Annotated in this window: 24 protein-coding genes and 1 pseudogene; 9 read left to right on the top strand and 16 right to left on the bottom strand. The window is 60.3% G+C overall.

Annotation, left to right across the window (positions count from 1 at the left end):
• Positions 1-440 precede the first annotated feature (440 nt).
• Positions 441-1,052, bottom strand: coding sequence for a glutathione S-transferase (locus CKW24_RS25735; RefSeq protein WP_095171464.1), 612 nt, complete (start codon positions 1,050-1,052; stop codon positions 441-443).
• Between the two features lie 364 nt (positions 1,053-1,416).
• Here CKW24_RS25735 and CKW24_RS25730 point away from each other — a divergent pair, with 364 nt between their 5' ends.
• Positions 1,417-1,821: a TraR/DksA C4-type zinc finger protein gene (locus CKW24_RS25730; RefSeq protein WP_095171462.1), complete on the top strand. Its 405-nt coding sequence runs from the start codon at positions 1,417-1,419 to the stop codon at positions 1,819-1,821.
• Positions 1,822-2,151: 330 nt separating this feature from the next.
• A complete protein-coding gene (locus CKW24_RS25725) occupies positions 2,152-2,373 on the top strand; it encodes a hypothetical protein (protein ID WP_095171460.1) in 222 nt (73 codons plus the stop codon).
• Here CKW24_RS25725 and CKW24_RS25720 read toward each other — a convergent pair whose 3' ends face one another.
• Positions 2,374-2,604: a hypothetical protein gene (locus tag CKW24_RS25720; protein WP_095171458.1), complete on the bottom strand. Its 231-nt coding sequence runs from the start codon at positions 2,602-2,604 to the stop codon at positions 2,374-2,376. It lies immediately after the preceding gene.
• A 157-nt stretch (positions 2,605-2,761) separates the two neighbouring features.
• Positions 2,762-3,010 carry a hypothetical protein gene (locus tag CKW24_RS28520; protein ID WP_095171457.1) on the bottom strand — a complete coding sequence of 83 codons (249 nt, stop codon included), beginning with the start codon at positions 3,008-3,010 and terminating at the stop codon, positions 2,762-2,764.
• A 428-nt stretch (positions 3,011-3,438) separates the two neighbouring features.
• Between CKW24_RS28520 and CKW24_RS25710 the strand changes: the two genes are divergently transcribed.
• The 3 genes from CKW24_RS25710 (at position 3,439) to CKW24_RS25700 (ending at position 4,811) form a co-directional block, all read left to right on the top strand.
• Positions 3,439-3,888 carry a hypothetical protein gene (locus tag CKW24_RS25710; protein WP_095171455.1) on the top strand — a complete coding sequence of 150 codons (450 nt, stop codon included), beginning with the start codon at positions 3,439-3,441 and terminating at the stop codon, positions 3,886-3,888.
• The gene (locus CKW24_RS25705; RefSeq protein WP_095171453.1) at positions 3,888-4,091 is read left to right on the top strand and encodes a hypothetical protein; all 204 of its coding nucleotides are present in this window, start codon (positions 3,888-3,890) and stop codon (positions 4,089-4,091) included. The genes CKW24_RS25710 and CKW24_RS25705 overlap by 1 nt, the downstream gene beginning before the upstream one ends.
• A 282-nt stretch (positions 4,092-4,373) precedes the next feature.
• Positions 4,374-4,811, top strand: a complete 438-nt coding sequence (locus CKW24_RS25700; RefSeq protein WP_095171451.1) for a DUF3995 domain-containing protein — start codon at positions 4,374-4,376, stop codon at positions 4,809-4,811.
• Positions 4,812-4,820: 9 nt separating this feature from the next.
• On the opposite strand, the gene CKW24_RS25695 is transcribed toward CKW24_RS25700, so the two are convergent.
• The 7 genes and pseudogenes from CKW24_RS25695 to CKW24_RS25665 form a co-directional block, all read right to left on the bottom strand.
• Entirely contained in the window at positions 4,821-5,189 is a 369-nt protein-coding gene (locus CKW24_RS25695) for a Na+/H+ antiporter subunit G (RefSeq protein WP_095171449.1), read from the bottom strand.
• Positions 5,186-5,464 (bottom strand): K+/H+ antiporter subunit F, encoded by a 279-nt coding sequence (locus CKW24_RS25690; protein WP_095171447.1) that lies wholly within the window; start codon positions 5,462-5,464, stop codon positions 5,186-5,188. The genes CKW24_RS25695 and CKW24_RS25690 overlap by 4 nt, the downstream gene beginning before the upstream one ends.
• Entirely contained in the window at positions 5,461-5,949 is a 489-nt protein-coding gene (locus CKW24_RS25685) for a Na+/H+ antiporter subunit E (RefSeq protein ID WP_095171445.1), read from the bottom strand. Before CKW24_RS25685 ends, CKW24_RS25690 begins: the two co-directional genes overlap by 4 nt.
• On the bottom strand, positions 5,946-7,631 hold the full coding sequence (locus CKW24_RS25680; RefSeq protein ID WP_095171443.1) for a monovalent cation/H+ antiporter subunit D: 1,686 nt from the start codon (positions 7,629-7,631) through the stop codon (positions 5,946-5,948). The genes CKW24_RS25685 and CKW24_RS25680 overlap by 4 nt, the downstream gene beginning before the upstream one ends.
• A complete protein-coding gene (locus CKW24_RS25675; protein ID WP_005789164.1) occupies positions 7,628-7,972 on the bottom strand; it encodes a Na+/H+ antiporter subunit C in 345 nt (114 codons plus the stop codon). The genes CKW24_RS25680 and CKW24_RS25675 overlap by 4 nt, the downstream gene beginning before the upstream one ends.
• A complete protein-coding gene (locus CKW24_RS25670; protein ID WP_095171442.1) occupies positions 7,972-10,890 on the bottom strand; it encodes a monovalent cation/H+ antiporter subunit A in 2,919 nt (972 codons plus the stop codon). The genes CKW24_RS25675 and CKW24_RS25670 overlap by 1 nt, the downstream gene beginning before the upstream one ends.
• Positions 10,891-11,268: 378 nt before the next feature.
• Positions 11,269-12,278 (bottom strand): annotated as a pseudogene (locus tag CKW24_RS25665) (DMT family transporter).
• On the opposite strand from CKW24_RS25665, the gene CKW24_RS25660 reads away from it, so the two are divergent.
• Entirely contained in the window at positions 12,273-12,836 is a 564-nt protein-coding gene (locus tag CKW24_RS25660; RefSeq protein ID WP_095171440.1) for a helix-turn-helix domain-containing protein, read from the top strand. The pseudogene CKW24_RS25665 and the gene CKW24_RS25660 overlap by 6 nt on opposite strands.
• Positions 12,837-12,899: 63 nt before the next feature.
• Positions 12,900-14,333, top strand: a complete 1,434-nt coding sequence (locus tag CKW24_RS25655) for an FAD/NAD(P)-binding protein (RefSeq protein ID WP_095171439.1) — start codon at positions 12,900-12,902, stop codon at positions 14,331-14,333.
• A gap of 103 nt (positions 14,334-14,436) precedes the next feature.
• On the opposite strand, the gene CKW24_RS25650 is transcribed toward CKW24_RS25655, so the two are convergent.
• From CKW24_RS25650 to CKW24_RS25630, 5 genes are all read right to left on the bottom strand, one after another.
• Entirely contained in the window at positions 14,437-15,204 is a 768-nt protein-coding gene (locus tag CKW24_RS25650) for an SDR family oxidoreductase (RefSeq protein WP_095171437.1), read from the bottom strand.
• 39 nt (positions 15,205-15,243) lie between these two features.
• Entirely contained in the window at positions 15,244-16,311 is a 1,068-nt protein-coding gene (locus CKW24_RS25645; protein WP_095171435.1) for a phosphotransferase family protein, read from the bottom strand.
• Positions 16,312-16,455: 144 nt separating this feature from the next.
• A complete protein-coding gene (locus CKW24_RS25640) occupies positions 16,456-17,421 on the bottom strand; it encodes a 2-hydroxyacid dehydrogenase (RefSeq protein ID WP_095171433.1) in 966 nt (321 codons plus the stop codon).
• A gap of 212 nt (positions 17,422-17,633) precedes the next feature.
• A complete protein-coding gene (locus tag CKW24_RS25635) occupies positions 17,634-18,074 on the bottom strand; it encodes a hypothetical protein (RefSeq protein WP_095171432.1) in 441 nt (146 codons plus the stop codon).
• A 102-nt stretch (positions 18,075-18,176) separates the two neighbouring features.
• A complete protein-coding gene (locus tag CKW24_RS25630; RefSeq protein WP_095171430.1) occupies positions 18,177-18,701 on the bottom strand; it encodes a DUF4822 domain-containing protein in 525 nt (174 codons plus the stop codon).
• Between the two features lie 510 nt (positions 18,702-19,211).
• Here CKW24_RS25630 and CKW24_RS25625 point away from each other — a divergent pair.
• On the top strand, positions 19,212-20,492 hold the full coding sequence (locus tag CKW24_RS25625) for a serine/threonine transporter (protein WP_095171428.1): 1,281 nt from the start codon (positions 19,212-19,214) through the stop codon (positions 20,490-20,492).
• 185 nt (positions 20,493-20,677) lie between these two features.
• Here CKW24_RS25625 and acnB read toward each other — a convergent pair whose 3' ends face one another.
• The gene (gene acnB, locus CKW24_RS25620; protein WP_095171427.1) at positions 20,678-23,278 is read right to left on the bottom strand and encodes a bifunctional aconitate hydratase 2/2-methylisocitrate dehydratase; all 2,601 of its coding nucleotides are present in this window, start codon (positions 23,276-23,278) and stop codon (positions 20,678-20,680) included.
• Between the two features lie 406 nt (positions 23,279-23,684).
• Here acnB and CKW24_RS25615 point away from each other — a divergent pair, with 406 nt between their 5' ends.
• Complete coding sequence (locus tag CKW24_RS25615; RefSeq protein ID WP_095171425.1) at positions 23,685-24,155, top strand: DUF1289 domain-containing protein; 471 nt, start codon at positions 23,685-23,687, stop codon at positions 24,153-24,155.
• Positions 24,156-24,193: the final 38 nt, after the last annotated feature.

Below are 24,193 nucleotides of genomic sequence, written 5' to 3'. Positions count from 1 at the left end.
AGCGATCAGGTCGGCTTTTAGGCCGCCTCGCTTTGCTTTTGATCCTGGGCGCCCCGTTAACCACGCTGGCCGTACTTCGATATTGATTTGGGGGGTAAACCGGCAGGACGCCGGTTTAGCCGCACTGGGCCAGGGAGGGCCCATTGCGGTGGCCCCCCAAATCAATGTCGGAGTACGGGCATGCCGAGCCTAAGCGAGGCACCGAGTGGTGGGGTAAGAGCCTTTTGCTTACTTTTGGGCTGTTCAAAAGTGAGCCGCCGTCAGGCGGAACCATAGGAGGCCGTTACCGAAGAAATGGATATGTACTCGGTCTAATCCAACACCCTGGCCGGCCCACAGGTGCAACGTCGCACCACAGCTGTGTAGATACCTAGACCGCGATGGCGATATCTGGAAGGCCATCGCGGGCAGGCCGGGAGCGGCAAGCATCAGGCGAGGCCTCAGGTCATCGGGGTCTCGATAAACGCCGGCTGCTGTTCGGCATACGCGGTAAATGCGCTGATCAGTGGAAACTGCGTGGTATCGACCTGATCGGGCACCACCAGCAGGGTGAAGCTCCAGGCTACGGCGAGGGTGATGCCGTCCTGTTGCAAGGTGCCATCCATGGGCAGTGGTTGCCTGGCCAGTTCCCGCTCCAGTGCCGAGTACGCCGCATGCAATTGCCCGCTGACCCGCTCCAGCCAGGGCGCATGTTGTTTCTCGGCGGGGCGCAAGTTGCGTTCGTAATAGATCTGCACCGACTTCTCGCACGCGGCCAATGCCAGGCCGATCAGCCGCAAGGAGCGCAGGCGCTGATCCAGGGACGCCGGCATCAGGCTTTTACCCGGGCTGCCCAGGGCTTGCAGGTAGTCGATGATCAGGGTCGAATCCATCAGCACTTCGCCGTCGTCCAGCACCAGCGTGGGCGCCTTGACCACCGGGTTGATCGCCTGGAACGCCTCGAAACCGCGGAACACCGAAATCGAGGCGTGCTCGAACGGGATGTCCAGGGTCTTGAGGCTGATGGCGACACGTCTTACATAAGGTGAGTCGAGCATTCCGATCAGCTTCATGTACAGCTCCTTGGAGAGTGGCGGGGCTAGGGACAGAATCTAGCGTTAAATGGCTGGCTTTGAACACTTCTGGCGGGCGCCTGTCGCCGTTTGTCTTCTATATACAGCCGCTGAGTTGAATTTCTTGCTATAAACGCACTCCGATAAACGCCCAAAGCTTGCCGCAGAGCAATTTAAGGGCTTTGTCAGACAAATTCCCTGTCTTTTCAGTTGCTGAGGCCGCCCCTCGGCCTTAGACTGCCGCCCCCTCGTAAATTGACTGCTGGGTGGCGCTTGGAATGTATGGCGCCTTTGCGAAACCTGGCAGGTTGACCGGAACGCATCCTGATTCGCCTTAATGCACGTATTTTTTATAGAGAAATCAATGACAAAGGATAAGTTGCTGGCCATGCCGGCGGATGACTACATGAATGCCGAGCAACAGGCTTATTTCACTGAGCTGCTGCAAAACATGAAGGTGGAAACCCACGAGCGTATCGAGCAGAACCGCATCGCCATTGAAAGCCTGGACACCCCGGCAGATCCGGCTGACGCGGCTTCGGTCGAAGAAGAGCGCACCTGGCTGGTGAACGCCATTGACCGTGACCAGCGCATGCTGCCTCAGCTGGAACGTGCCCTGGAGCGCATCGCTGACGACAGTTTTGGCTGGTGCGACGACAGCGGCGAGGCTATTGGCCTCAAGCGCCTGCTGATCAGCCCGACCACCAAGTACTGCATCGAAGCTCAAGAACGTCACGAGCAGATCGACAAGCACCAGCGTCAAGCTTGATTCGCGCGGGTCACCCTTAGAGGGTTGCCGCAAACAAATCGCAACTTGCAACAGCGTCCGAGGCGGATGTTGCTGCAGGTTGCGATTTTTGCGTTTGGCGTAATGCTGGTCATTGTAGGAGCGTGCTTGCTCGCGATGAACTCAAAGACCGCGCGTTTGTTCAGGTTATACGCGTCATCGTTAACGTTCATCGCGAGCAAGCTCGCTCCTACGCGCGATTGTTACCGGTTACGCAACTAAATAGTGCAGGCACATCGCTATTTCCCCATTCGGCTATTCATTACCATAGGCCTATTGATAGGAAGCTAATGAATATCCCGAGGGGGGTTCATGCAATGTAAGGTCGATGTTGCCGTGATGATTGGCAGTGGTGTGCCTGCCGGGTTGCGGGCGTTGGGGCAAGCAGTGTGCTGGGTGGTCCTGCTCAATGGCGAGCAGTACGGAACGGCCTTTGGCAGCCGCACAGAGGCGCAAGCCTGCAAGGATGCCTGGTTGGCGCAGTTGAATGCCGGGCAGCCCGAGAGGCCGCGGGCCGCAACAGCGAAAGTCTGATCAGCTCTTCAGGGCGCCTTGATCGACGGCGAGCTTGAGGGCCTTGGCCGACTCCATGGCCGCGACGGCAGCCACTTCGCAGGTCTTGAACCAGCGGTCTTTTTCGACCTGGTGATAGGTGATGGTGGTCAGCGGTGGTTTGGCACGCATAACAATCACTGCCTGGAATTCGCCGTCGATTTCTCTGGCTTCGCCCCGGATGAAAAACTCGCCGATATCAAATTCGGTCACGTGCGCCTTCCCTTGGAAATTATTCTATTGATTGCAACGCAGTCCGCCGAGGAGGCTGGGTCTCAATGGTCGGGCAGTATGGCAGTTGTTGCGGGGAGGCGGCGCAGTTATGTCATTGGTATGACGAAACACCTGCGCCGGTTTACAGGGCGGTTACTTAGTGGCTGGCTTCGAAGGTGCGGGCGAGGGCACAGGCTTCGTTGTGGCTCATACGGAAACCCCTTACACGACCTGTAGCGGTTTCTGTGATATGAAAGAAGCCATTCCCAGCGAGTATGACTTGATAACGCAATTGAAGCGGTGCTGGAAAAAGCTCGCCGATCGCCCTGCAAGTCCCGTCGTGAACGGTCTGTGGCGAATAGTGGCGGTTGCTGGTGATTGGGCTGGCAAGGTGTTGTGAGTACATAGGAATTCCTTTTCTATGGTTTGCCGACGGTCGCACGTCACTTTCAGTAGTCTAGGAGCGCTTGGCTGCTCTAGAATCCTCCACTGACTGGAGGTAGGTGCTCATCTAAAGCAATTTTCTTCAGGCTATATGTCAGAAAAATGCTTTTTTTTATGAGCTTTTTCCCTAAAGTTGATAGTCCAGTATTCTCTGATCGTTAGAAGGAACATTTCCTTCAACATCCGACGACTGCCAGAGACGACGGTGCGAGTGGTTATCCAGTAGCCTGCTCGTGCCTTGCGATGAAGCGGTGCTCTACCGGCTTCACGATGACAGCCTGGGCCATTGTTGCGACATCTTCGGTACGGCCGTTTTTTTGCTGCCTGTTTTTCTGCCGGCAGTGTCATTTCTGATGTGGGGATATTTCGTTGGCAGTAAGTAATCTCGATATGCACGCTTTGTTTGTGCTGGGTGATTTGCGCGCAAAGCTGGTTAAGCAGTTTCAATCTCGTTTCGTCTACATCACCGAGCAAAACCCCGAAGGTATCTACGTCGCCGAGATCGATACCGAGTCGGCCCTGGTGGTGGATGACAAACAGCGCCTTGAACTCAAGGTCGGCGATCATTTTCGCGCCGCGGTATTACCCAGCCGCGAAGGCGGCAAGTTGGAAATCAAGTTTCGCGAAATCAAACTGACGGTCTACGGCCTGGGTGATTACGCGTTCGTCACCACTGCCGATGGCCAAGCCATCGTGTTCAAGGAAGGCCATAGCGTGGTCACCGTGTTTGCTGCGCATCAGCAACTGCAGGAAGGCCTGACCAAGACCCTGAAGGCCGTTACCGCCAAGGCAGCGAAGTTCCGCAAGGGTGAGTTGGTGTCGTTCAAGGCCAGTGAGTAATGAGTCTGTCCCGGGCTGATTTTCATCAGCAGCACAAGGCACGCGCCCACGCCCATGCACTGCAGTTGTTCGCCGAAAAGGCGGTCATGCAAGGAGCCTGGCTGAACTGGGTGGCTTCACAGCTCTACCTGTTGCGCCCGGCGGAGTACGCCAGCATGGTGCGTCGAGAGTTGCAGCAGCTGCAGGAACCGCCTGCCCGATAAACCTCGTCCCGCGATCACTGGACCCTCTACTGCAGTCAATTGACTGAATAAGCAGCGGCTGGCTTTTTTCCTGCGCCAGGCGGTCCTGACATCGCTCAGGCACCGATCCACTTTACCGACCTGAACTGGCAGCGCGGCAGCCAGGCCTGCGCAGCGTAAGCGAACTGAGGGGCACGGAGATATTGCTCATACCGATCGGCGTTTCATTGATAAATCGCAAAGCATTGAGGATTAGTCTGGTCTAGGCTGTTTTTTCTGCCAACGATTCAAGGAAACTCGATCATGACCTTCGTGCTTGCTCAATGGCTTGCAGGAGCATTTGTGGTGATCAGCCTGATCCATGTGTACTGGGCGCTGGGTGGTCAATGGGCCAATGATGCGGTAGTGCCCTACGTCCCGACGCCCGAGGGCAAGGGGTTGCGCCCGGCTTTCAAACCTTCGTCACTGGGCACCCTGGCGGTAGCCGTCGGGCTGCTGCTGATTGCCCTGATGGTGAGCTTGCGAGTGGGACTGCTGGTGCCACAGATTCAACATTGGTCGCTGCAATGGTTGATCAGCGCGATTGCCCTGCTGATGTTTGCCCGGGCCATTGGTGATTCGGACCTGGTGGGGTTCTTCAAGGAGCAGGTCGGGTCGAAGTTCGCGCGCCTCGACACCTGGGCCTTTTCCCCCCTGTGCGTAGTCCTGGGGGCGGGGCTGCTGACCGTCGCCTGGGTCTGAATCAGCCTCTCAACTACCGCTCTCGTTGCGCCGGCTGCTGACTTCAGCCGGCACGTCATCGCCCGCCATGCGCTTGCGGAACAACGCCGCGCGCGCCAGCAGCAGGGTCGTCACCGGCATGGTGATCGACAGCAGTATCGGGATCAGCCACGCATGCAGCACCGGACTGGACTTGAGCGTCGAAAAATAAATGATCGACGCCAGCGCTACGCACCAGGCCCCCAGGGTCGAGGCCAGTGCGGGCGGGTGCATGCGCTGGAAGTAATCCTTCAGGCGCACCATGCCGATGGCACCGATCAGGGCGCTCAGGCTGCTGATGACCAGCAAAATGGCCACGGTGATCTCGACCCACAGGGGCAATTGAGAAGCCTGGTTCATTCGATCACCTCGCCGCGCAGGAGGAATTTCGCCAGGGCAAAGGAGCCGACGAAGCCGAACAGCGCAATCAGCAGCGCCGCTTCAAAGTAGGTATCACTGGCATAGCGGATGCCCAGCACCAGCATCATCAGCATGGCGATGATGTACAGGTAGTCCAGCGCCAGGACCCGGTCCTGGGCCGAGGGGCCTTTGAACAGGCGGATCAGGGTCAGCACCATGGCCAGGGAAAACACGAACAGGCTGAACACAATCGCATTCGAGAGCAGGGCACTCATTCGAAGATCTCCATCAGGGGGCGCTCGTAGGTCGCCTTGAAGTGTTCGATGAATTGCGCTTCGTCCTCCAGGTCGAACACATGCAGCAGCAGAATGCTGCGATCCAGTGCCAACTCCGACCAGACCGTGCCGGGCACCACCGTGGTGATCATCGACAGCGCCGCCAGGCCGTTGGCGTCGCGCAGGTCCAGCGGCACCTTGACGAACCGTGAGCGCGGCGGGCGTCGCTTGGCATTCAGGACGCCCCAGGCCACCGCCAGGTTCGACCCCAGCACGTCACGCCCCACCAGCAGGAACAGGCGCAGGACCACCCCCGGCCGGCGGATGCGGATCGGTAGCGGGCGCAGCTTGCGCATCATCAGCGGGGCACAGAAGCCCAGCAGCGCGCCGAGCAACAGGTTGCCCGGGCTGACTGAAAGGTTCAGTACCAACCACAGTACCCACAGCGCCAGGGATAGCCAGGGAGCCGGAAACAGACGCCTCATGGGTGCACCTCCTGCGCGGCGGCCTGGGCTTCCGGACTAGGCACGGCGCGGGTGCCGAGCACGGCCATGACGTACTGCTGGGGATTGTTCAGGGTGTCGGCGGCGGCCTGGGTGAAACGCATCAGCGGTTCGGCCTTGAAGGTCAGCAAGATGCTCAGGCCCAGCAAGGCGATGATCGGCACGCACTCCAGGCGCCGCAGGACCGGTGGCTGGCGCTCTTCCGGGGTCCAGAAACGCTGGATGCCCAGGCGCGAGAACGCGATCAGCGAAGCCAGCCCGGACAGGATCAACAGCGCGAGCAGGCACCAGGCCGCAGTCGACACCGGCTGGCCCGAGGACGCGCCGAGCCCCAGCGGGTTGAGCAGGGCACTGAGCAGGCTGAGCTTGCCGATAAAGCCCGAGAGTGGCGGCATGCCGATGATCAGCAGGGCGCAGGCAATGAAGCTGAGGCCGAGAAAGGCCATGGTCCAGGGAATCACCTGGCCGACCACGGCTTGCTGTTCGTCGTCGAGGTTGATGCCCTTGGTCGGCGGGCTTGCTCCGAGTGGACGTGGCAGCGCTTCGACTTCGTCGTCCAGGGGGATTTCCACCGCCGTGCGCGAGCGCTCGATCAGTTCAGCCAGGAGAAACAGCGCACTGAGGGCCAGGGTCGAGCTGACCAGATAGAACAACGCCGCTGCCACCAGGTTCGGTTGGGCAAAGCCGATGGCCGAGAGCAGGATGCCGGCCGAGACCAGGATGCTCAGGCTGGCCATGCGTTCCAGGCGGCGCGCGGAGAGGATCGCCAGCGCCGCGCAGACAATGGTCGCCATGCCGCCGTAGATCAGCCAGTCACCGCCGAAATACGCCGAGGCTCCGGCCTGCCCGGAAAACAGCAGGGTCCACAGGCGCAGCAGGGTGTAGACGCCGACCTTGGTCATGATCGCGAACATCGCCGCCACCGGCGCACTGGCCGAGGAGTAGGCCGGCACCAGCCAGAAGTTCAGTGGCCACATCCCGGCCTTGGCCAGGAACGCCACCGCGAGGATCGCCGCGCCGGCATGCAGCAGGCCTCGATCGGCTTCGGGCGCCAGGGGAATCTTCAGCGCCAGGTCGGCCATGTTCAGGGTGCCGGTGACGCCGTAGATCAGCGCCGCGCCAATCAGGAACAGCGAGGAGGCCAGCAGGTTGATCGAGATGTAGTGCAGGCCCGCGGATACCCGGGTGCGACCCGAGCCGTGCAGCATCAGGCCATAGGAGGCCGCCAGCAGTACTTCGAAGAACACGAACAGGTTGAACAGGTCGGCCGTCAGGAAGGCGCCGTACAGGCCCATCAGTTGAATCTGGAACAGCGCATGGAAACTGGCCCCGGCCCCGTCCCAGCGGGCCATGGCGAACAGCAGGGCGCTGACGCCGATGATACCGGTCAGGACCAGCATCAAGGCCGACAGGCGGTCGACCACCAGCACGATGCCGAACGGCACCGGCCAGTTGCCGGGCAGGTACACGCCGATGGAGTTGGGGACGCCCTGTTGCTGGGTCCAGTACAGCAGCATCACCGAGATCCCCAGGCCGATCAGGCTGGAAAACAGGTTGAGCCGGGCCTTGAGTGGGCGATGTTTTTCCCCCAGCAGCAGCATCAAGGCCGCCGTCAGCAACGGCAGGAGAATGGGGGCGGCGATCAGATGTTGCATCCAGTTCATTCTTTAGGCTCCCGGCCATCGACATGGTCGGTGCCGGTCAGGCCCCGGGATGCCAGCAGCACCACCAGGAACAGCGCGGTCATGGCAAAGCTGATGACGATGGCGGTGAGTACCAGCGCCTGGGGCAGGGGATCGGTGTAGTTCAGCAGGTCCTGGGGCACGCCGTCCTTGATGATCGGCTCCTTGCCGATAAACAGGCTGCCCATGCTGAATATGAACAGGTTGACCCCGTAGGACAGCAGGCACAGGCCCATCACCACCTGGAAGGTCCGCGGACGCAGTACCAGCCAGACCCCGGAGGCCGCCAGTACGCCAATGGCAATTGCGATGACTTCTTCCATCAGGCAGCTCCTGGCTTGGCAATGGGTTTGGGCTGGCTGCTCGGTTTGTGGCCACGCACCGATTGGTGCGCCAGGGCCGTCAGGATCAACAGGGTCGAACCGACCACCACGGCATACACGCCGACGTCGAAGAACAGCGCGCTGGCGATATGGATATCACCCAGCAGCGGCAAGCTGAAGTGCCAGGTATGGGTGGTCAGGAACGGATAGCCGGCCGCCATGGCACCGAGGCCGGTGACGCTGGCGAACAACAGCCCGGTGCCCATCCAGCGCAACGGACGCAGGCTCATCTGTGCCTCGACCCATTGGGTACCGGCCACCATGTACTGCAGGATGAACGCCACCGACATCACCAGGCCGGCGACAAACCCGCCGCCAGGCTGGTTGTGCCCGCGCATGAACAGGTAGAACGAGACCACCAGGGCAATCGGCAGCAGCAGGCGCACCAGCACGGCCGGGACCATCATGAAGCCCAGGGCGGTGTCGCTGGCCTGGCGCGGGTTGACCAGGTCGGTGACCACGTCGGGTGCCAGCAGGCGCTGTTGCGCCGGCAGTTGCATGCTTTCCTTGGGTGGACGGAAGCGCCGCAGCAAGGCAAACACGGTCAGCGCCACGGCCGCCAGCACGGTGATTTCACCCAGGGTGTCGAAGCCGCGGAAGTCCACCAGCATCACGTTGACCACGTTGCTGCCGCCGCCTTCGGGCAAGGCGCGGCTGAGGTAGAACGAGGAAATGTCGTTGGGTGTCTGGCGGGTCAGCATGGCGTAGGACAGCAGCGCCATGCCGACACCGACCGCGATCGACAGCAGCAAGTCGCGCAGACGGCGAACCTTGGCCCGGGCTTCGCTGCCCGGCAGTGGCGAGACTTCCTCGATCCGCCGTGGCAACCAGCGCAGGCCCAGCAGGATCAGCACCGTGGTCACCACCTCGACCACCAGTTGGGTCAGGGCCAGGTCCGGGGCCGAGAACCAGACGAAGGTGATGCAGGTCATCAGGCCGCAGACACTGACCATGGTCAGGGCAGCAAGACGGTGGTACTTGGCCTGCCAGGCGGCGCCCAGGGCGCAGACAATCGCCAGCAGCCACAGGGTGACGAAGACAATCGAGCCCGGGATCTTCGGCCGGTCGCCCCAACTGATACCGCTGCCCAGCATCGGGATCAACCCGGCCAGCACTGCCGCCAGCACCAGCAGGAACAGTTGTGCCTGCAGGCGCTTGGTGCTGATCCGTCGCTCCAGGCGGCGGGCCAGGCGCATCATCACCACCAGGCTGCGTTCGAACAGGCGCTTGCCGTTGAACCGGCCAATCAGCGGCGGGTACTTGAAGCGCCCGTGCTTGAACTGGTTGCGCAGCAGCAGATAGAGAATGATGCCGCAGGACATGGCGATCAGGCTCATGATCATCGGCGCATTGAGGCCGTGCCAGATCGCCAGGCTGTACTCGGGCAAGGTGCCACCGACTACCGGCAAGGCGGCAGCGGCCAGCAGCGGGCCGACCACCTGGGCCGGGAAAATCCCCACCAGCAGGCAGGTGAACACCAGCAACTCGACCGGCGCGCGCATCCAGCGTGGAGGCTCGTGAGGGGTATGGGGCAGGTCGGTGGCGGTCGGGCCGAAGAACACGTCGACCGTGAAGCGCAGGGAGTAGGCGACGCTGAAGGTGCCGGCGATGGTCGCGATGATCGGCAGGCTGGTCTCGACCCAGGCGGTGGCGTTGATGAACACCGTTTCGGCGAAGAACATCTCTTTGGAGAGGAAACCGTTGAGCAACGGCACGCCGGCCATCGAGGCGCTGGCGACCATGGCCAGGGTGGCGGTGAACGGGATCAGGCGGATCAAGCCACTGAGCTTGCGGATGTCACGGGTGCCACTTTCGTGGTCGATGATCCCCGCAGCCATGAACAGCGAGGCCTTGAAGGTCGCGTGGTTGAGAATGTGGAACACCGCTGCCACTGCCGCCAGTGGGCTGTTGAGGCCGAGCAGCAGGGTGATCAGGCCCAGGTGGCTGATGGTCGAGTAGGCCAGCAGGCCCTTGAGGTCGTTCTGGAACATGGCGCAGTAGGCGCCGAGCAACAGGGTGCAGGCCCCGGCACCGCTGACGATGTAGAACCATTCTTCGCTGCCGGACAGCGACGGCCACAAGCGCGCCAGCAGGAAGACGCCGGCCTTGACCATGGTTGCCGAGTGCAGGTAGGCCGAGACCGGTGTCGGTGCGGCCATGGCGTGGGGGAGCCAGAAGTGGAAGGGGAACTGTGCGCTTTTGCTCAAGGCGCCGATCAGGATCAGGGGTAACAGGATGGGGTAGAGCGCGTGGGCGCGAATCAGATCGCCGGCGGCCAGGACCTGGTCAAGGTCGTAGCTGCCGACGACATGGCCAAGCAGCATGACCCCCGCCAGCAGGCACAATCCACCGGCACCGGTGACCATCAACGCCATGTACGCGCCTCGGCGGGCGTCGGCGCGGTGGTGCCAGTAGCCGATCAACAGGAATGAGAAGAGGCTGGTCAGTTCCCAGAAGAACACCATTTGAATCAGGTTGCCGGAGATCACCAATCCGAGCATGGCGCCCATGAACGCCAGGAAAAACGCGAAGAAGCGCGGTACCGGGTCTTCGGGCGACATGTAGTAACGGGCGTAGAGCGACACCAGGGTGCCGATGCCCAGCACGAGCATGGAAAACAGCCAGGCGAACCCGTCCATGCGCAGGACGAAGTTCAGGCCGAGGCTGGGCAGCCAGGAGAATTCTTCGCGAATCACCCCGCCGTCGGCGATTTGCGGGTACAGCAAGGCTACCTGGATGGTGCCGACGAGGGCGACCAGTCCAGCGAGAATCGATTCAGCATTACGTGCATTGTGGGGCAGCAAAGCCGCCAGACAGCTGCCAATGAATGGCAGAAGCAGTAGAACTATCAGGGACATAGGCTTCTATTCTGCGCAAGTTTGTGAAGGATCATACTTGCCGAGGCCCGGATCACCAACTGCCAAGCTGTGGCAGAATCCTACAAGTTAGACTGAATTTACCTGTTTATCATTGTTTCGGTGGTGGGTAGATGTATGTGCATATCCGTTGCTGCGGTAACGGCTACTTAGGGTTGCGCCCTGCTTTGCCTGGCTGGAACGTATCCCCTGTGGGAGCGGGCTCGCCCGCGATGGCGATCCCCACACACCACAAATCTGGGCAATACCCCAGCCCCCCGTAGCAGCTGCCGAGCCCGCGAGGCTGCGTTCGAGGACGCAGTCCTCGCCGCCCTTCAACGCATCAGATCAGATGTCCCCACTTGGAAATCCCCTCGCGCCCTAAACAGCGTCCTGCACCTCGACGTCAGCCTTTTCCTTGGCCCTCCACTCACTGACAATCACCGCCAGCACGATCAACCCCGCGCCAACCAGCGCCAATCCTGGCAACCGTTCCCCGGCAATCCTTCCGACAATCCCGGCCCACACTGGCTCGCCGGCGTAGATCAAGGTCGCGCGTGTTGGTGAGACGCTTTTTTGCGCCCAGTTCATCGCCAGTTGAATCGCGGCGCTCGCGGCGCCCAGGCCGAGGGCGCTGGCCAGTAGGAACCAGGAGAATCCGGGAATAACTTCCCCGGTCGGTACAATCATCAGCATCGCCAGGATCGAGGTGGTCGCCAGTTGCACCACCGTGACCCGCCGCACATCGACACGGCCGGCGTAGCTGCTGATCAGGATGATCTCGACGGCGATGGCTACGGCACTGATCAAGGTCACCAATTCGCCGGCATTGAAATTCAGCGATGCCCCGGCCGGGCCGCAGATCAGCATCAATCCGGTAAAGGCCAGCATGATGCCGATGCTGGGCATCAGCCCTGGCCGCCGCCCCATCACCAGCCATTGCAGCAAGGGCACGAACGGCACATAGAGCGCGGTGATGAAGGCCGACTGGCTGCTGGGGATGGTCTGCAGGCCGACTGTTTGCAGGCCGTAGCCGATCATGATCGCGGCGCCGATGAAGAACCCCGCCCTGAGCTCGAACAGGGTCAGGTCACGCAAGCTGCGCCAGGAGAACAGGGCCACCAGGCACGCGGCGGCGGCAAAGCGCAGGCCGACGAAGAACATCGGTCCGCTGACGGTCATGGCGTGTTGCACCAGCAGGAACGTGCCGCCCCAGATCATGGTGATCAGCACCAGCACGCACTCGGCCTTGCTTAAACGCAGGCGCCGGGAAGAGGGATTGCAAGGGGTTGCCGGCGTCATGGTCTTGCGCGCTTCCTGAGTGGGACGCACAATGCGTCGACAGTTGGGCAGTATACTGCGCAATCAAAAAAGTGAGCAATATAGTGCACAAAGACCATGGCCAACGCGCCTCCGTCCTGCAACACGTCAGCCAGAATGTTCGCCGCCTGCGCCATGCCGCCGAACTGAGCCAGACTGCGCTGGCAGAAAAGTCCGGGGTCAGCCGGCGGATGCTGGTAGCCATCGAGGCTGGCGAGAAGAACGTCAGCCTGACCACCCTCGACCGGGTTGCCGAAGCGCTGGACGTGGCCTTCAGCGACTTGATCCAAGCCCCCGATGCCCGTGACCCCAGTCGCATCAACGAGTTGGCCTGGGCCGGGGCAATCCCCGGCAGCCAGGCGGTGTTGTTGGCCAAGGCCAGCGCCAGTCGCGAGGTGGAGCTATGGCAATGGCGGCTAGAGCCCGGCGAGAATTATCTGTCGGAAGCGGATGCCGAAGGCTGGAGTGAACAGGTGTATGTCTTCGAGGGTTGCCTGACGGTGGTGCTGGGCGATGAGGAACGGCTATTGTCGAGCGGTGAGTTCATCAGTTTTGCCAGCGACCGCACCCACGCCTATCGCAACGATGGCGCCGTGGCTGTCAGGTTTGTCCGTAACGTGGTGATCTAAACCTCATGTAGATTCTCTAAAAGCTATCTAAGTCTTTGAATTAAAAATAATTATGAGAAATTCATGAGCGAGATTCCCTGCGAGCAAACACCGCCGGATTTGCGTAGCGCCGATATCCTGATTGTCGGCGGTGGCTTGAGTGGTGCACTACTGGCAGCGCAATTGATGCGCCTGCCGGGCCGACGCCAGGTGCTGGTGATCGAACCGCGCGCCGAATTGGGTCGTGGTGAGGCCTACAGTGCCGTCGAGCTGGGCCATACCCTCAATGGCAACGCGGCGCGGATGAGCGTCGATCCGGACAATGCCGATGACCTGAGCCAATGGCTGAGCGCCTTCATCGCCACCGGTGGCTGGCCGGAATCGGCAGAGCAAGCGGTGCCGGTTGCCGAGTTGTTCCCGCCGCGGGGGCTGTTCGGGGTCTATGTGCAACAGCGCCTGGCGCAAGCGCAGGAACAGGGTGCCCTGCAGGGCTCGAGCGTCGAGCATGTGCGCGGCGAAGTGGTGGATCTGCAGGTCGATGCCCAGGCGACCTGGTTGACCTTGAGTGACGGCAGCCGGCTACGCGGTGAGTTTGCGGTGCTGGCCACTGGCATGTTCCCGGCGGCGAGAACCCCGCAAACCCACTCCAGCGGGATCAACGCATCGGCGCTCGATCCCTGGGACGTGGCGGCGATGGCGGAACTCGATCCGCACGCGACAGTGATGATCATCGGCTCCGGCCTGACCATGGTCGATGCCGTAGTCTCGTTGGAGCAGGCCGGCCACCGTGGACCAATCGAAGTGTTCTCCCGCCACGGCCTGCTGCCGCATGTGCGGCGGCAACCGCCGGAGTGGATGGATTTCCTGGCCCAGGACCCGGACATCCGCAGCCCCCGACAACTGCTTCGCGAGGTGCGCCGCCAGTGCCGGGCGGCGCTGGCCCAGGGCATCGACTGGCAAGCGCCGCTGGACACCGTGCGCGCTCATATCGCGCGCTTGTGGAGCCAGGCCACGGACGTGCAGCGCCGGCAGTTCGTGCAGCATGTGCGGCCCTGGTGGGAAAGCCATCACCACCGTTCGCCACCCCTGAGTGCCGAATTGGTGGCCCGTTTGCATGAGCAGGGACGGCTGCGGATTCACGCAGCGTCGTTCAAGGGCCTGCTGCCGGCGCACGAGGGTCGGCTCAGCCTGGCGCTGCGGCGACGCGGCGAGTCTGAGATAACGGTGGTCGGCGGCGATGCCTTGATCAACTCCAGTGGCATCGAATACGACTGGCGCCGGGTTGCCCGGCCATTACCCCGGCAGTTGCTGGTCCGTGGCTTGATCCAGCCGGGGCCGCTGGCCCTGGGGATTGCCGCGCGAGCCGATGGGGCAGTGATCGACGCCCAGGGCCAGGTCGCCCAACGGCTGTTCGCCATGGGTCCACCCTTGCGGGGCATGTGGTGGGAAAGTACCGCGGTGACGGATGTGGCAAGCCAGGCCAAGGCGCTGGCGCAGCGTTTGGTGCGCAGGGGCTGATATGCCCCCCCGCTCCTACAGTAGAGATTCGTACACCAGGCAAAGCAGGCCGGCCTGACCCCGCCAACGGATATGCCCAAAAACCCAAGATCAAAAGATCAGGTCAAGACAGGAATCCCCCATCCACATTCAACGAAACCCCAGTGGTATAGCTGGACGCATCGCTCGCCAGGTACAGCACCGCGCCCGCCATTTCACTCGGCGCAGCCACGCGCTTGAGCGGGATCTGTTGCAGTGCGGTATTGAGGATCGCGTCGTTCTTCACCAGCGCCGAGGCAAACTTGGTGTCAGTCAGGCCCGGCAGCAGGGCGTTGCAACGAATGCCGAACTGCGCACATTCCTTGGCAAAGACCTTGGTCATGTTGATCACCGCGGCCTTGGTCACCGAGTAGATGCCCTGGAAGATACCCGGCGAGATGCCGTTGATCGACGCCACGTTAATGATGCTGCCGCCACCGTTCTCGCGCATCAGCTTGCCGGCTTCCACCGACATGAAGAAGTACCCACGGATATTCACATCGACGGTTTTCTGGAAGGCCCCCAGGTCCGTGTCCAACACGTTGCAGAACTGCGGGTTGGTGGCAGCGTTGTTGACCAGGATATCCAGGCGGCCGAACTGTTCGCGGATCCCGGCAAAGACTTGGCTGATCTGCTCCATTTCCCCGATGTGGCAAGCAATCGCAGTAGCCTTGCCGCCTTCGGCGATGATGGCGTCGGCCACGTGCTGGCAACCCTCGAGCTTGCGGCTCGACACGATCACATGGGCGCCTTGCTGGGCCAGCAGCCGGGCAATGGCCTCACCGATGCCACGGCTGGCGCCGGAGACAAACGCGATCTTGCCGTCGAGGTCGAACAACTGAGTCTTGGACATGGTTTTTCCTTGTGAGGGGGCGTGGCGCCGGAAGGGCGGTCAGAGACTGGATTTGTGGATCACTTGCAGGCTCATCTGCTCCAGCAGCTTGTTCATCGAGATGAACTGCGCAAAGCGTTTGTCCTGGGTCTGGCCATGGAAGAAACGGTAGTAGATCTGCTGCACGATACCGGCCAGGCGGAACAGCCCGTAGGTGTAGTAGAAGTCGAAATTCTCGATCTGGATGCCTGAGCGCTCGGCGTAGTAGTCGACGAACTCACGCCGGGTCAGCATGCCGGGGGCATGGCTGGGTTGGCGGCGCATCAGTTGCACTGGCGCCGGGTCGGCGGCCTCGATCCAGTAGGCGAGGGAATTACCCAGGTCCATCAGCGGATCGCCCAGGGTGGTCAGCTCCCAGTCCAGCACGCCAATGATCTGCATTGGGTTGTGAGGGTCGAGGATCACGTTGTCGAAGCGATAGTCGTTGTGCACGATGCTCGACGTCGGGTGGTCGGCTGGCATCTTGTCGTTGAGCCAGGCCTTGACCGCCTCCCAGCTCGGCGCATCCGGGGTCAGGGCCTTGTCGTAGCGCTCGCTCCAGCCACGAATCTGCCGCGCCACATAACCTTCAGGCTTGCCCAGGTCGGCCAGGCCACAGGCCTGGTAGTCGACGCCATGCAACTCGACGAGCTTGTCGATGAAGCTCTTGCACAGTGCCTGGGTCTTTGTCGCATCCAGGCCCAGCTCCGGTGGCAGTTCGGAGCGCAGGATGATGCCCTTGACCCGTTCCATTACATAGAACTCGGCGCCGATCACCGCTTCGTCGGTGCAGTGCACGTAGGCTTTGGGGCAGTAAGGGAAGCCGTCCTTGAGCTGGTTGAGGATGCGGAACTCGCGGCCCATATCATGGGCGGACTTGGCCTTGTGGCCAAAGGGCGGGCGACGCAGGACAAATTCCTGCTCGGGGTATTCCAGCAGGTACGTCAGGTTCGACGCACCGCCGGGGAACTGGCTGATCTGCGGCAACCCGCTCAAGCCCGGAATGTGGGCCTTGAGGTACGGATCGATCAGGCTGGCATCGAGTTCTTCGCCTGCGCGAATACGGGTGGACTGGTCGTTAAGCGCCATGCTTATCCCTTCTGCTTATTCTGGATGGCAGGAATTATTGGCTAATCTAATGCGCACACCCGGCACCCACAACCACGGCGGCCCTTTATAGGTGAGCGTGTTGCCGGTTAATCATTGCTTTTGATACAGGCGTTTGAAAGTGCTTCAGCGCAGCGCGCGCCGAACCGCCGGTGGCAGTTCTATGGGGGTCAGCAGCGGGCGACTGGAGAAGAATGCCAGCAGGTTCTGCCCCACCAGTTCCACGGTGCCCTGGGTCGCTTCGGGCGACAGGCCGGCGACGTGAGGGGTGAGGATCACATTGTTCAGGGCCTTGAGCGCATCCGGCACCAGGGGTTCGTCATCGAACACATCCAGGGCGGCTCCGGCGATCCGGCGCTGCTCCAGGGCGCTGATCAAGTCGCTGGTGACGATCACGCTGGCGCGGGCAATGTTGACGATAAAACCGTGGGGACCGAGGGCGTCCAGCGCCTGCTTGTTGATCAGGTGCTGGGTGCCCAGGCCGCCCGGGGTGCAAACCATCAGAAAGTCCGAGGCCCGCGCCAGTTCGGTGGGGGTGGAGCAGAAGTCATAGGGCACGTCGTTGCGCACCTGGCGGTTGTGGTAACTGACGCTCATGTCAAAACCATTGGCCGCGCGCTTGGCGATAGCCATGCCCACCGCACCGAGCCCGAGTATGCCCAGGCGCTTGCCGGCGAGGGAGGGGCGCATGATTTTTGGCCATTCGCCGCGGCGCACTGCCGAATCGGCCCGGGGAATGTCACGCACCAGTGCCAACAACAGGGCCATGGCATGGTCGGCCACCGATGAGGCGTTGACCCCCGCACCATTGGTCACGCGAATGCCCCGGTTGCTGGCGGCCTGCAGATCGACCTGCTCGTAGCCGGCGCCGATCACGCAGATGATCTTCAGGTTGGGCAGGGCGGCGATTTCTTCGGCATACAGTCCCAGTGGCCCGCGAGTCAGCACTGCGTCGATTTGCCCGCCGTAGGTGTTGATGGCTTGGGTGCGTTCGGTAGGAGTGGGGGCGAGGATCAGGTGAAAGCCTTGGTGTTCGAGAATCGGCAGGTAGTCGTTGATGGTTTCAACCAGTACAAGGACAGTTGCGGGCATTACTTTGCTCCTGTAGTCGGCGGCGTGGCGGGCGTCATGCGTCGTTTCAGAGTGCTGATTCCAGAACCAATTGGCAATGGTGGTTGATCGCGGTTGCAGTGTTTTCCAGTCTGGCCTGCTTCGCGCAAGAAGCAAATTTATGATGCTGGGCCACCGCAAGCGCAGTGACGTCTATGCGCAGCACACTGCAAAGGCGGTGTGCTGCTGCAATGTCACTGGGCTGTTGGCGACTGGTTTGCCCTGTTTTGTTCCGCCAGTGCGATGGCTTTGAAATCATAGGTCGGATAAAACTCGGTCCTGTATGCTCCCCACGCCGTATTTTCGAGTGCGAGATTTACTTCTGCCAAGCGAGAGGCTGGAAGTCGTAGTGTGACCACTTGCCCAATGCCCATCATGATGTTCCAACTGACAACCTCGACTCCCGCAGGTGGAAATGTCTTGTAAAATCCTTGACTGGCAAGCTGAGTCTTCAGTTCGCCCAAGGGCCTTGACTGATCATGTTTTAAAAAAACAGTCAGCATGACTGCATTCTCTGGCGTAGCAACGGCATTTTTTGCAGCGGAAGTTGTTGTGGGCTGCGCGCTGACCGCACTGCAAAAGAGCGAAGTAACAAGTAGTGTGGGTGCCAGCAGTGTTCTGATTATTTTCTGCACGGTGACTCTCCATGTTTTGGTTTGGCGGCTGAAGTATTTCAAAGGAGGCTACAGTTTGGCTGGGGTCTCTCAGGTCGATAACATAAAGTCGATCGGTTGATATTAGTCGGTGACAGGTGTGCCTGGCTTGAGCGCGGACTTAGTTTCTACTGAACCAGTGTAAGGGGCATGAACAACATAGATGCGCACAGGGGGGGTGTTTTGTCCCGTATGGTGGGGGACTTCACGAGAGTAAGTGAACTCGTTTCGATTCAGTGCTTCCAGGCGCCTGACCACTGTCTTGATTGGCCCGACATCGGGTACCAGAATGTGGGTCTTATGATCGCCAGTGACGAAAAAGTACCCGCCGCCGCCATTGCTGTACTTGGATTCGCCTGTGTCAGTGTAAAAAAACTCGTAGCGATTGCGTTCCGGGTCCCACGTTGATATTCCAACCACGCCTGGATAATTGTCTTTCACGTCCGTTTGGGGGGCGCCCTCGATATACACCTTGGTTGTCAGCCATCGAGCAGAGGAGGCCATTTCCCGGATGTCGGCAGTGGCGGGGGGTTGTTGCGCAAAGCTACTAAGTGGACATAACAGTGCCGCGAGAAGCAGGCATTTAAAAGTCATCTTGTTTTTTTGCATGAGGTTATCGCCTTCTGAGGATTTTGCAGGTTGCTGGTTATTAATTATCAGAATTAAAAGCGCAAAAAATATAGCCCTGGAAGACCTGTTGCTCAATAGCGGGGTGGTGGCTTGTAACAATTGCGTGCGTTTATTTGGAGTAATGTTTTGTCTTGTTTAATTGTGTTCGGATTGTAGGGTTATTCCTACTTATATAAATTGATAGATTATATTGCGTTGTTAGTCGTTCAGTCCCGGTTTAGAAAACCTTGTGCTGCTCAAGGATTTCATCGGATAGCGATTGCCCCTGAGTGGCTGCTACCAATTTCAGTATCGACACCAAGACTCCAGCAGAACAGAAAACCCCCTGTCATTTATCTGATCCGCACCACCGCTCCTCAGCTAAGTCTTTGCTTCTGTTCATTAATACCGGACAATCGCGCCCCTGTTTCGGCCAGGGCGCTGCCTGTCAGCTTTTTCTGACTCGCCCTGACCGAGTGGCAAGTGACCGGAATGCGGAGATCCGACCGGATGAATGATCAGGCCAATAGCGTTGATGAACGTTATGAAGCGGCGGCACCAGCAAGCCTCACTAGCTGGAATCGTCATGACACCACCTGGATGCTGGGCCTGTTTGGCACGGCGATTGGTGCGGGAACCTTGTTTTTGCCGATCAACGCAGGTGTTGGCGGTTTCTGGCCGCTGTTGATCCTGGCGCTGCTGGCATTCCCCATGACCTTTTATGCACACCGGGGCCTGACCCGCTTCGTGTTGTCCGGTCGCGAGGGCGCCGACATCACCGAGGTGGTCGAAGAGCATTTCGGCCTCAAGGCCGGCGCGCTGATCACCTTGCTGTACTTCTTCGCGATCTTTCCGATCCTGCTGATCTACAGCGTGGCCTTGACCAATACCGTTGGCAGCTTCCTTGAGCACCAGTTGCACATCATGCCGCCACCGCGGGCGATCCTGTCGTTCGTGCTGATCCTTGGCCTGCTGGCGGTGGTACGTTGTGGCGAGCAAGTGATCGTCAAGGCGATGAGCCTGATGGTCTACCCGTTCATCGTCGCGCTGCTGTTCCTGGCGGTGTTCCTGATTCCGCACTGGAATGGCGGCATCCTCAGCACCGCGAGCACCCTGCCAGAGCCTTCGGCGTTGCTGCATACGCTGTGGCTGGCGATTCCGGTGATGGTCTTCTCGTTCAACCACTCGCCGATCATCTCGGCGTTCGCGGTAGACCAGAAGCGTCGTTATGGCGTCCACGCCGAAGAACGCAGCTCGCAGATCCTGTCCCGCGCTCACCTGTTGATGGTGGCGATGGTGCTGTTCTTCGTCTTCAGTTGCGTATTGACCCTGTCGCCTGCGCAGTTGGCCGAAGCCAAGGCGCAGAACCTGTCGATCCTGTCGTACCTGGCCAACCACTTCAGCAACCCGACCATCGCGTTCGTGGCGCCGTTGATTGCGTTCGTGGCGATCTCCAAGTCGTTCCTGGGTCACTACATCGGTGCCAGTGAAGGCCTCAAGGGGTTGATCGTGAAAAGCGGCAAGCGTCCGGGTGCCAAGGCCCTGGACCGCATGACTGCGGCGTTCATGCTGGTGGTGTGCTGGATTGTCGCGACGCTGAACCCGAGCATCCTGGGCATGATCGAGACCCTGGGTGGGCCGATCATTGCGGCGATCCTGTTCCTGATGCCGATGTATGCGATTCGCAAGGTGCCGGCGATGGCGCGGTATCGTGGTCAGGCGTCGAATGTGTTTGTCACGGCGGTGGGGTTGGTGGCGATTACAGCGCTGATTTATTCGTTTATTGGGTGATTTGGTTGTTTCGTTTGTAGAGAATGCGGCTGATCCAGTTTGTGGGTTGGCCGTTTTTTTTGGCTTGGGGTGGGGGGCATAACAACGGATATGCCCCCCCCCAACACAAGAGCCACCACATTCCCCGAGCACAAAAAAACGCCGCGTATCTCACGACACGCGGCGTCTTCTACAGCAACTAAGCCTTAGGCTTGAACAACCGGAATGTTGGCGTTCGCAGCGGCTTCACGGAACTCGGCGATCTGGTCGAAAGACAGGTAGCGGTAGACATCGGCCGCCATGCTGTCGATCTTGCCAGCGTATTCCATGTACTCCTCGACGGTCGGCAAGCGACCCAGGATCGAAGCCACGGACGCCAGCTCGGCCGAAGCCAGGTAGACGTTCGCACCATCACCCAGACGGTTCGGGAAGTTACGGGTCGAAGTCGACACCACGGTCGAGTTCGGCTCTACACGTGCCTGGTTACCCATGCACAGCGAGCAGCCCGGCATTTCCATGCGCGCGCCAGCTTTGCCGTAGATGCCGTAGTAGCCTTCTTCGGTCAGCTGGTGAGCGTCCATCTTGGTCGGCGGCGACAGCCACAGACGGGTTGGCAGCTGACCCTTGACCTGCTCCAGCAGCTTACCGGCAGCGCGGAAGTGACCGATGTTGGTCATGCACGAACCGATGAACACTTCGTCGATCTTCTCGCCAGCAACGCTGGACAGCAGACGGGCGTCGTCCGGATCGTTCGGCGCGCAGAGAACTGGCTCCTTGATCTCGTTCAGGTCGATTTCGATGATTTCCGCGTATTCGGCGTCAGCATCGGCAACCATCAGCTCAGGGTTGGCAATCCAGGCTTCCATCGCTTGGGCGCGACGTTCCAGGGTGCGCGCGTCGCCGTAGCCTTCGCCGATCATCCAGCGCAGCAGGGTGACGTTGGAGCTCAGGTACTCGGTGATCGACTCTTTCGACAGCTTGATGGTGCAACCGGCAGCCGAACGTTCGGCCGAGGCGTCGGACAGCTCGAAAGCCTGTTCGATGCTCAGGTTGTCCAGGCCTTCGATTTCCAGGATGCGGCCGGAGAAGGCGTTCTTCTTGCCTTTCTTCTCTACGGTCAGCAGGCCAGCCTGGATCGCGTAGTAAGGAATGGCGTGAACCAGGTCACGCAGGGTGACGCCCGGTTGCATTTCGCCTTTGAAGCGCACCAGGATCGATTCCGGCATGTCCAGTGGCATCACGCCAGTGGCTGCGGCGAACGCTACCAGGCCGGAACCGGCCGGGAACGAAATGCCCATCGGGAAACGGGTGTGGGAGTCACCACCGGTGCCGACGGTGTCCGGCAGCAGCATGCGGTTCAGCCACGAGTGGATGATGCCGTCGCCCGGACGCAGGGATACGCCGCCACGGGTCATGATGAAGTCAGGCAGGGTGTGGTGGGTGGTCACGTCGATCGGCTTTGGATAGGCCGCGGTGTGGCAGAAGGACTGCATCACCAGATCGGTCGAGAAGCCCAGGCACGCCAGGTCTTTCAGTTCGTCACGGGTCATTGGACCGGTGGTGTCCTGGGAGCCGACGGTGGTCATCTTCGGCTCGCAGTAGGTACCAGGACGAACGCCTGCTACGCCGCATGCCTTGCCGACCATTTTCTGCGCCAGGGTGAAACCCTTGGTGCTTTCGGCAGGTGCTTCAGGCTTCTTGAACAGGTCCGAAGGTGGCAGGCCCAGTTCGGCACGTGCTTTTTCGGTCAGGCCGCGGCCGATGATCAGCGGAATACGGCCGCCAGCGCGAACTTCGTCCAACAGTACTGGCGTCTTCATTTCGAAGGTGGTCAGGACTTCGTCGGTGCCGTGCTTGCAGACTTTGCCAGCATGCGGGTACAGGTCGATCACGTCGCCCATGTGCATGTTGGTGACGTCGAATTCGATTGGCAGTGCGCCAGCATCTTCCATGGTGTTGTAGAAGATCGGAGCGATCTTGCTGCCGAAGCAGAAACCGCCAGCGCGCTTGTTCGGCACGTAGGGAACGTCGTCGCCGAAGAACCACAGCACCGAGTTGGTAGCCGATTTACGCGAAGAACCGGTACCGACCACGTCGCCGACGTAGGCGATCGGGAAGCCGGCGTTGCGCATTTCTTCGATCTGCTTCATCGGGCCGGTGACGCCTTGCTGGTCAGGCTCGATGCCTTCACGGGCCATTTTCAGCATGGCCAGGGCGTGCAACGGGATGTCTGGACGGGACCAGGCATCAGGTGCAGGGGACAGGTCGTCGGTGTTGGTTTCGCCGGTGACCTTGAATACGCGCAGGCTGATCTTGTCGGCCAGGGTCGGGCGGTTCTTGAACCACTCGCCGTCAGCCCAGGATTGCAGGACGCCTTGGGCGTGTGCGTTGCCGTTCTTGGCTTTTTCCGCGACGTCGTGGAACGCATCGAACATCAGCAGGGTGTGCTTGAGTTGGGCGGCAGCGACCGGGGCCAGTTCGGCGTCGTCGAGCAGGTCAACCAGGGTCACGATGTTGTAGCCGCCCTGCATGGTGCCGAGCAGTTCTACAGCGCGTTTTTTGTCGATCAGAGGGGAAGTGGCTTCGCCCTTGGCCAGGGCGGACAGGAAACCAGCCTTGACATAGGCTGCTTCGTCCACGCCAGGTGGAACGCGATTGGTGATCAGGTCCAGCAGAACGGCTTCTTCGCCAGCCGGGGGGTTCTTCAGCAGCTCGACCAGGCCTGCAGTTTGTTCGGCGTTAAGCGGCTGGGGAACGATACCCAGTGCTGCGCGCTCTTCGATATGTTTGCGGTAGGCTTCAAGCACAGTTATTACCCTCATCAGTGGTCCCAAATGGGTGTCCGGGACGCTCATCCCGAAATTGCCGTACTCATGCGCTGCGTGGCGTTGTGGGCCGCTTAGCCAGAATTACCGACAATTCCTTACAGAAGCTGCTTTCAAAGTTTTACGCCTGCAGAACGGGAGCTGATGAGGGTTGGCGCAAGGTTTTTCACCGCTGAAAAACCCTTCGCCAACACCGCTCTGAAGGAACGACTGTGCTCGTGACGCTTTGAAAACAGCTTCTAACGGACATTGGCGCCTAAAAAGGCTGGCTGATTCTACGGCAAAAAAAAATTAAAGGTAAGTTCGACCCTGAACTTTGAGGGGTGATGAATGTTAGACAAAGGGCTAACATGCCGGCCTGTCCTGCTTTCTCGCGTCCTGCCTACCTATGCCCAATCAGACTATCAAGACCCCCTGCATCGGCCTCTGCTCCACTGTTTACGGGGATCTGGTGTGCCGTGGTTGCAAGCGTTTCCACCACGAAGTGATCCATTGGAACGGTTACAACGAGGAAGAAAAACGCGCCGTGTGGCTGCGTCTTGAGCAATTGCTGGTGCAGGTGATGGCCGGCAAGCTGGAAATTTTCGATGCCAAGCGCCTGCGCGAGCAGCTGGAATCACGAAAAATCCGCTTTGTGCCCCATCAGTCGGAATATTGCTGGGCCTATCAGTTGATTGCCCGTGGGGCGCGGGTGATCAACAACCTGGAGGCCTATGGGATGGTGCTGCTGCCGGAGTTTCGCGAGTGGAACCTGCCGGAGCTGCGTGATGCCATTGATCGGGAATTTTTCCTTTTGTCCGAGGCGCATTACCAGCGCTACATCGCCCCGGGCTTTCTCAAGGATGCATTTGGCGGCTAGGTTAAAAAACCTCGCCGGCAAGCCGGCGCCCAAGGCGG

Origin of the sequence: Pseudomonas sp. Irchel 3H3 (genome assembly GCF_900187635.1) — a bacterium.
GTDB lineage: Bacteria > Pseudomonadota > Gammaproteobacteria > Pseudomonadales > Pseudomonadaceae > Aquipseudomonas.
The sequence above is the reverse complement of the archived record's forward strand: the minus strand, read 5'-3'. Positions and strand labels throughout refer to the sequence as shown.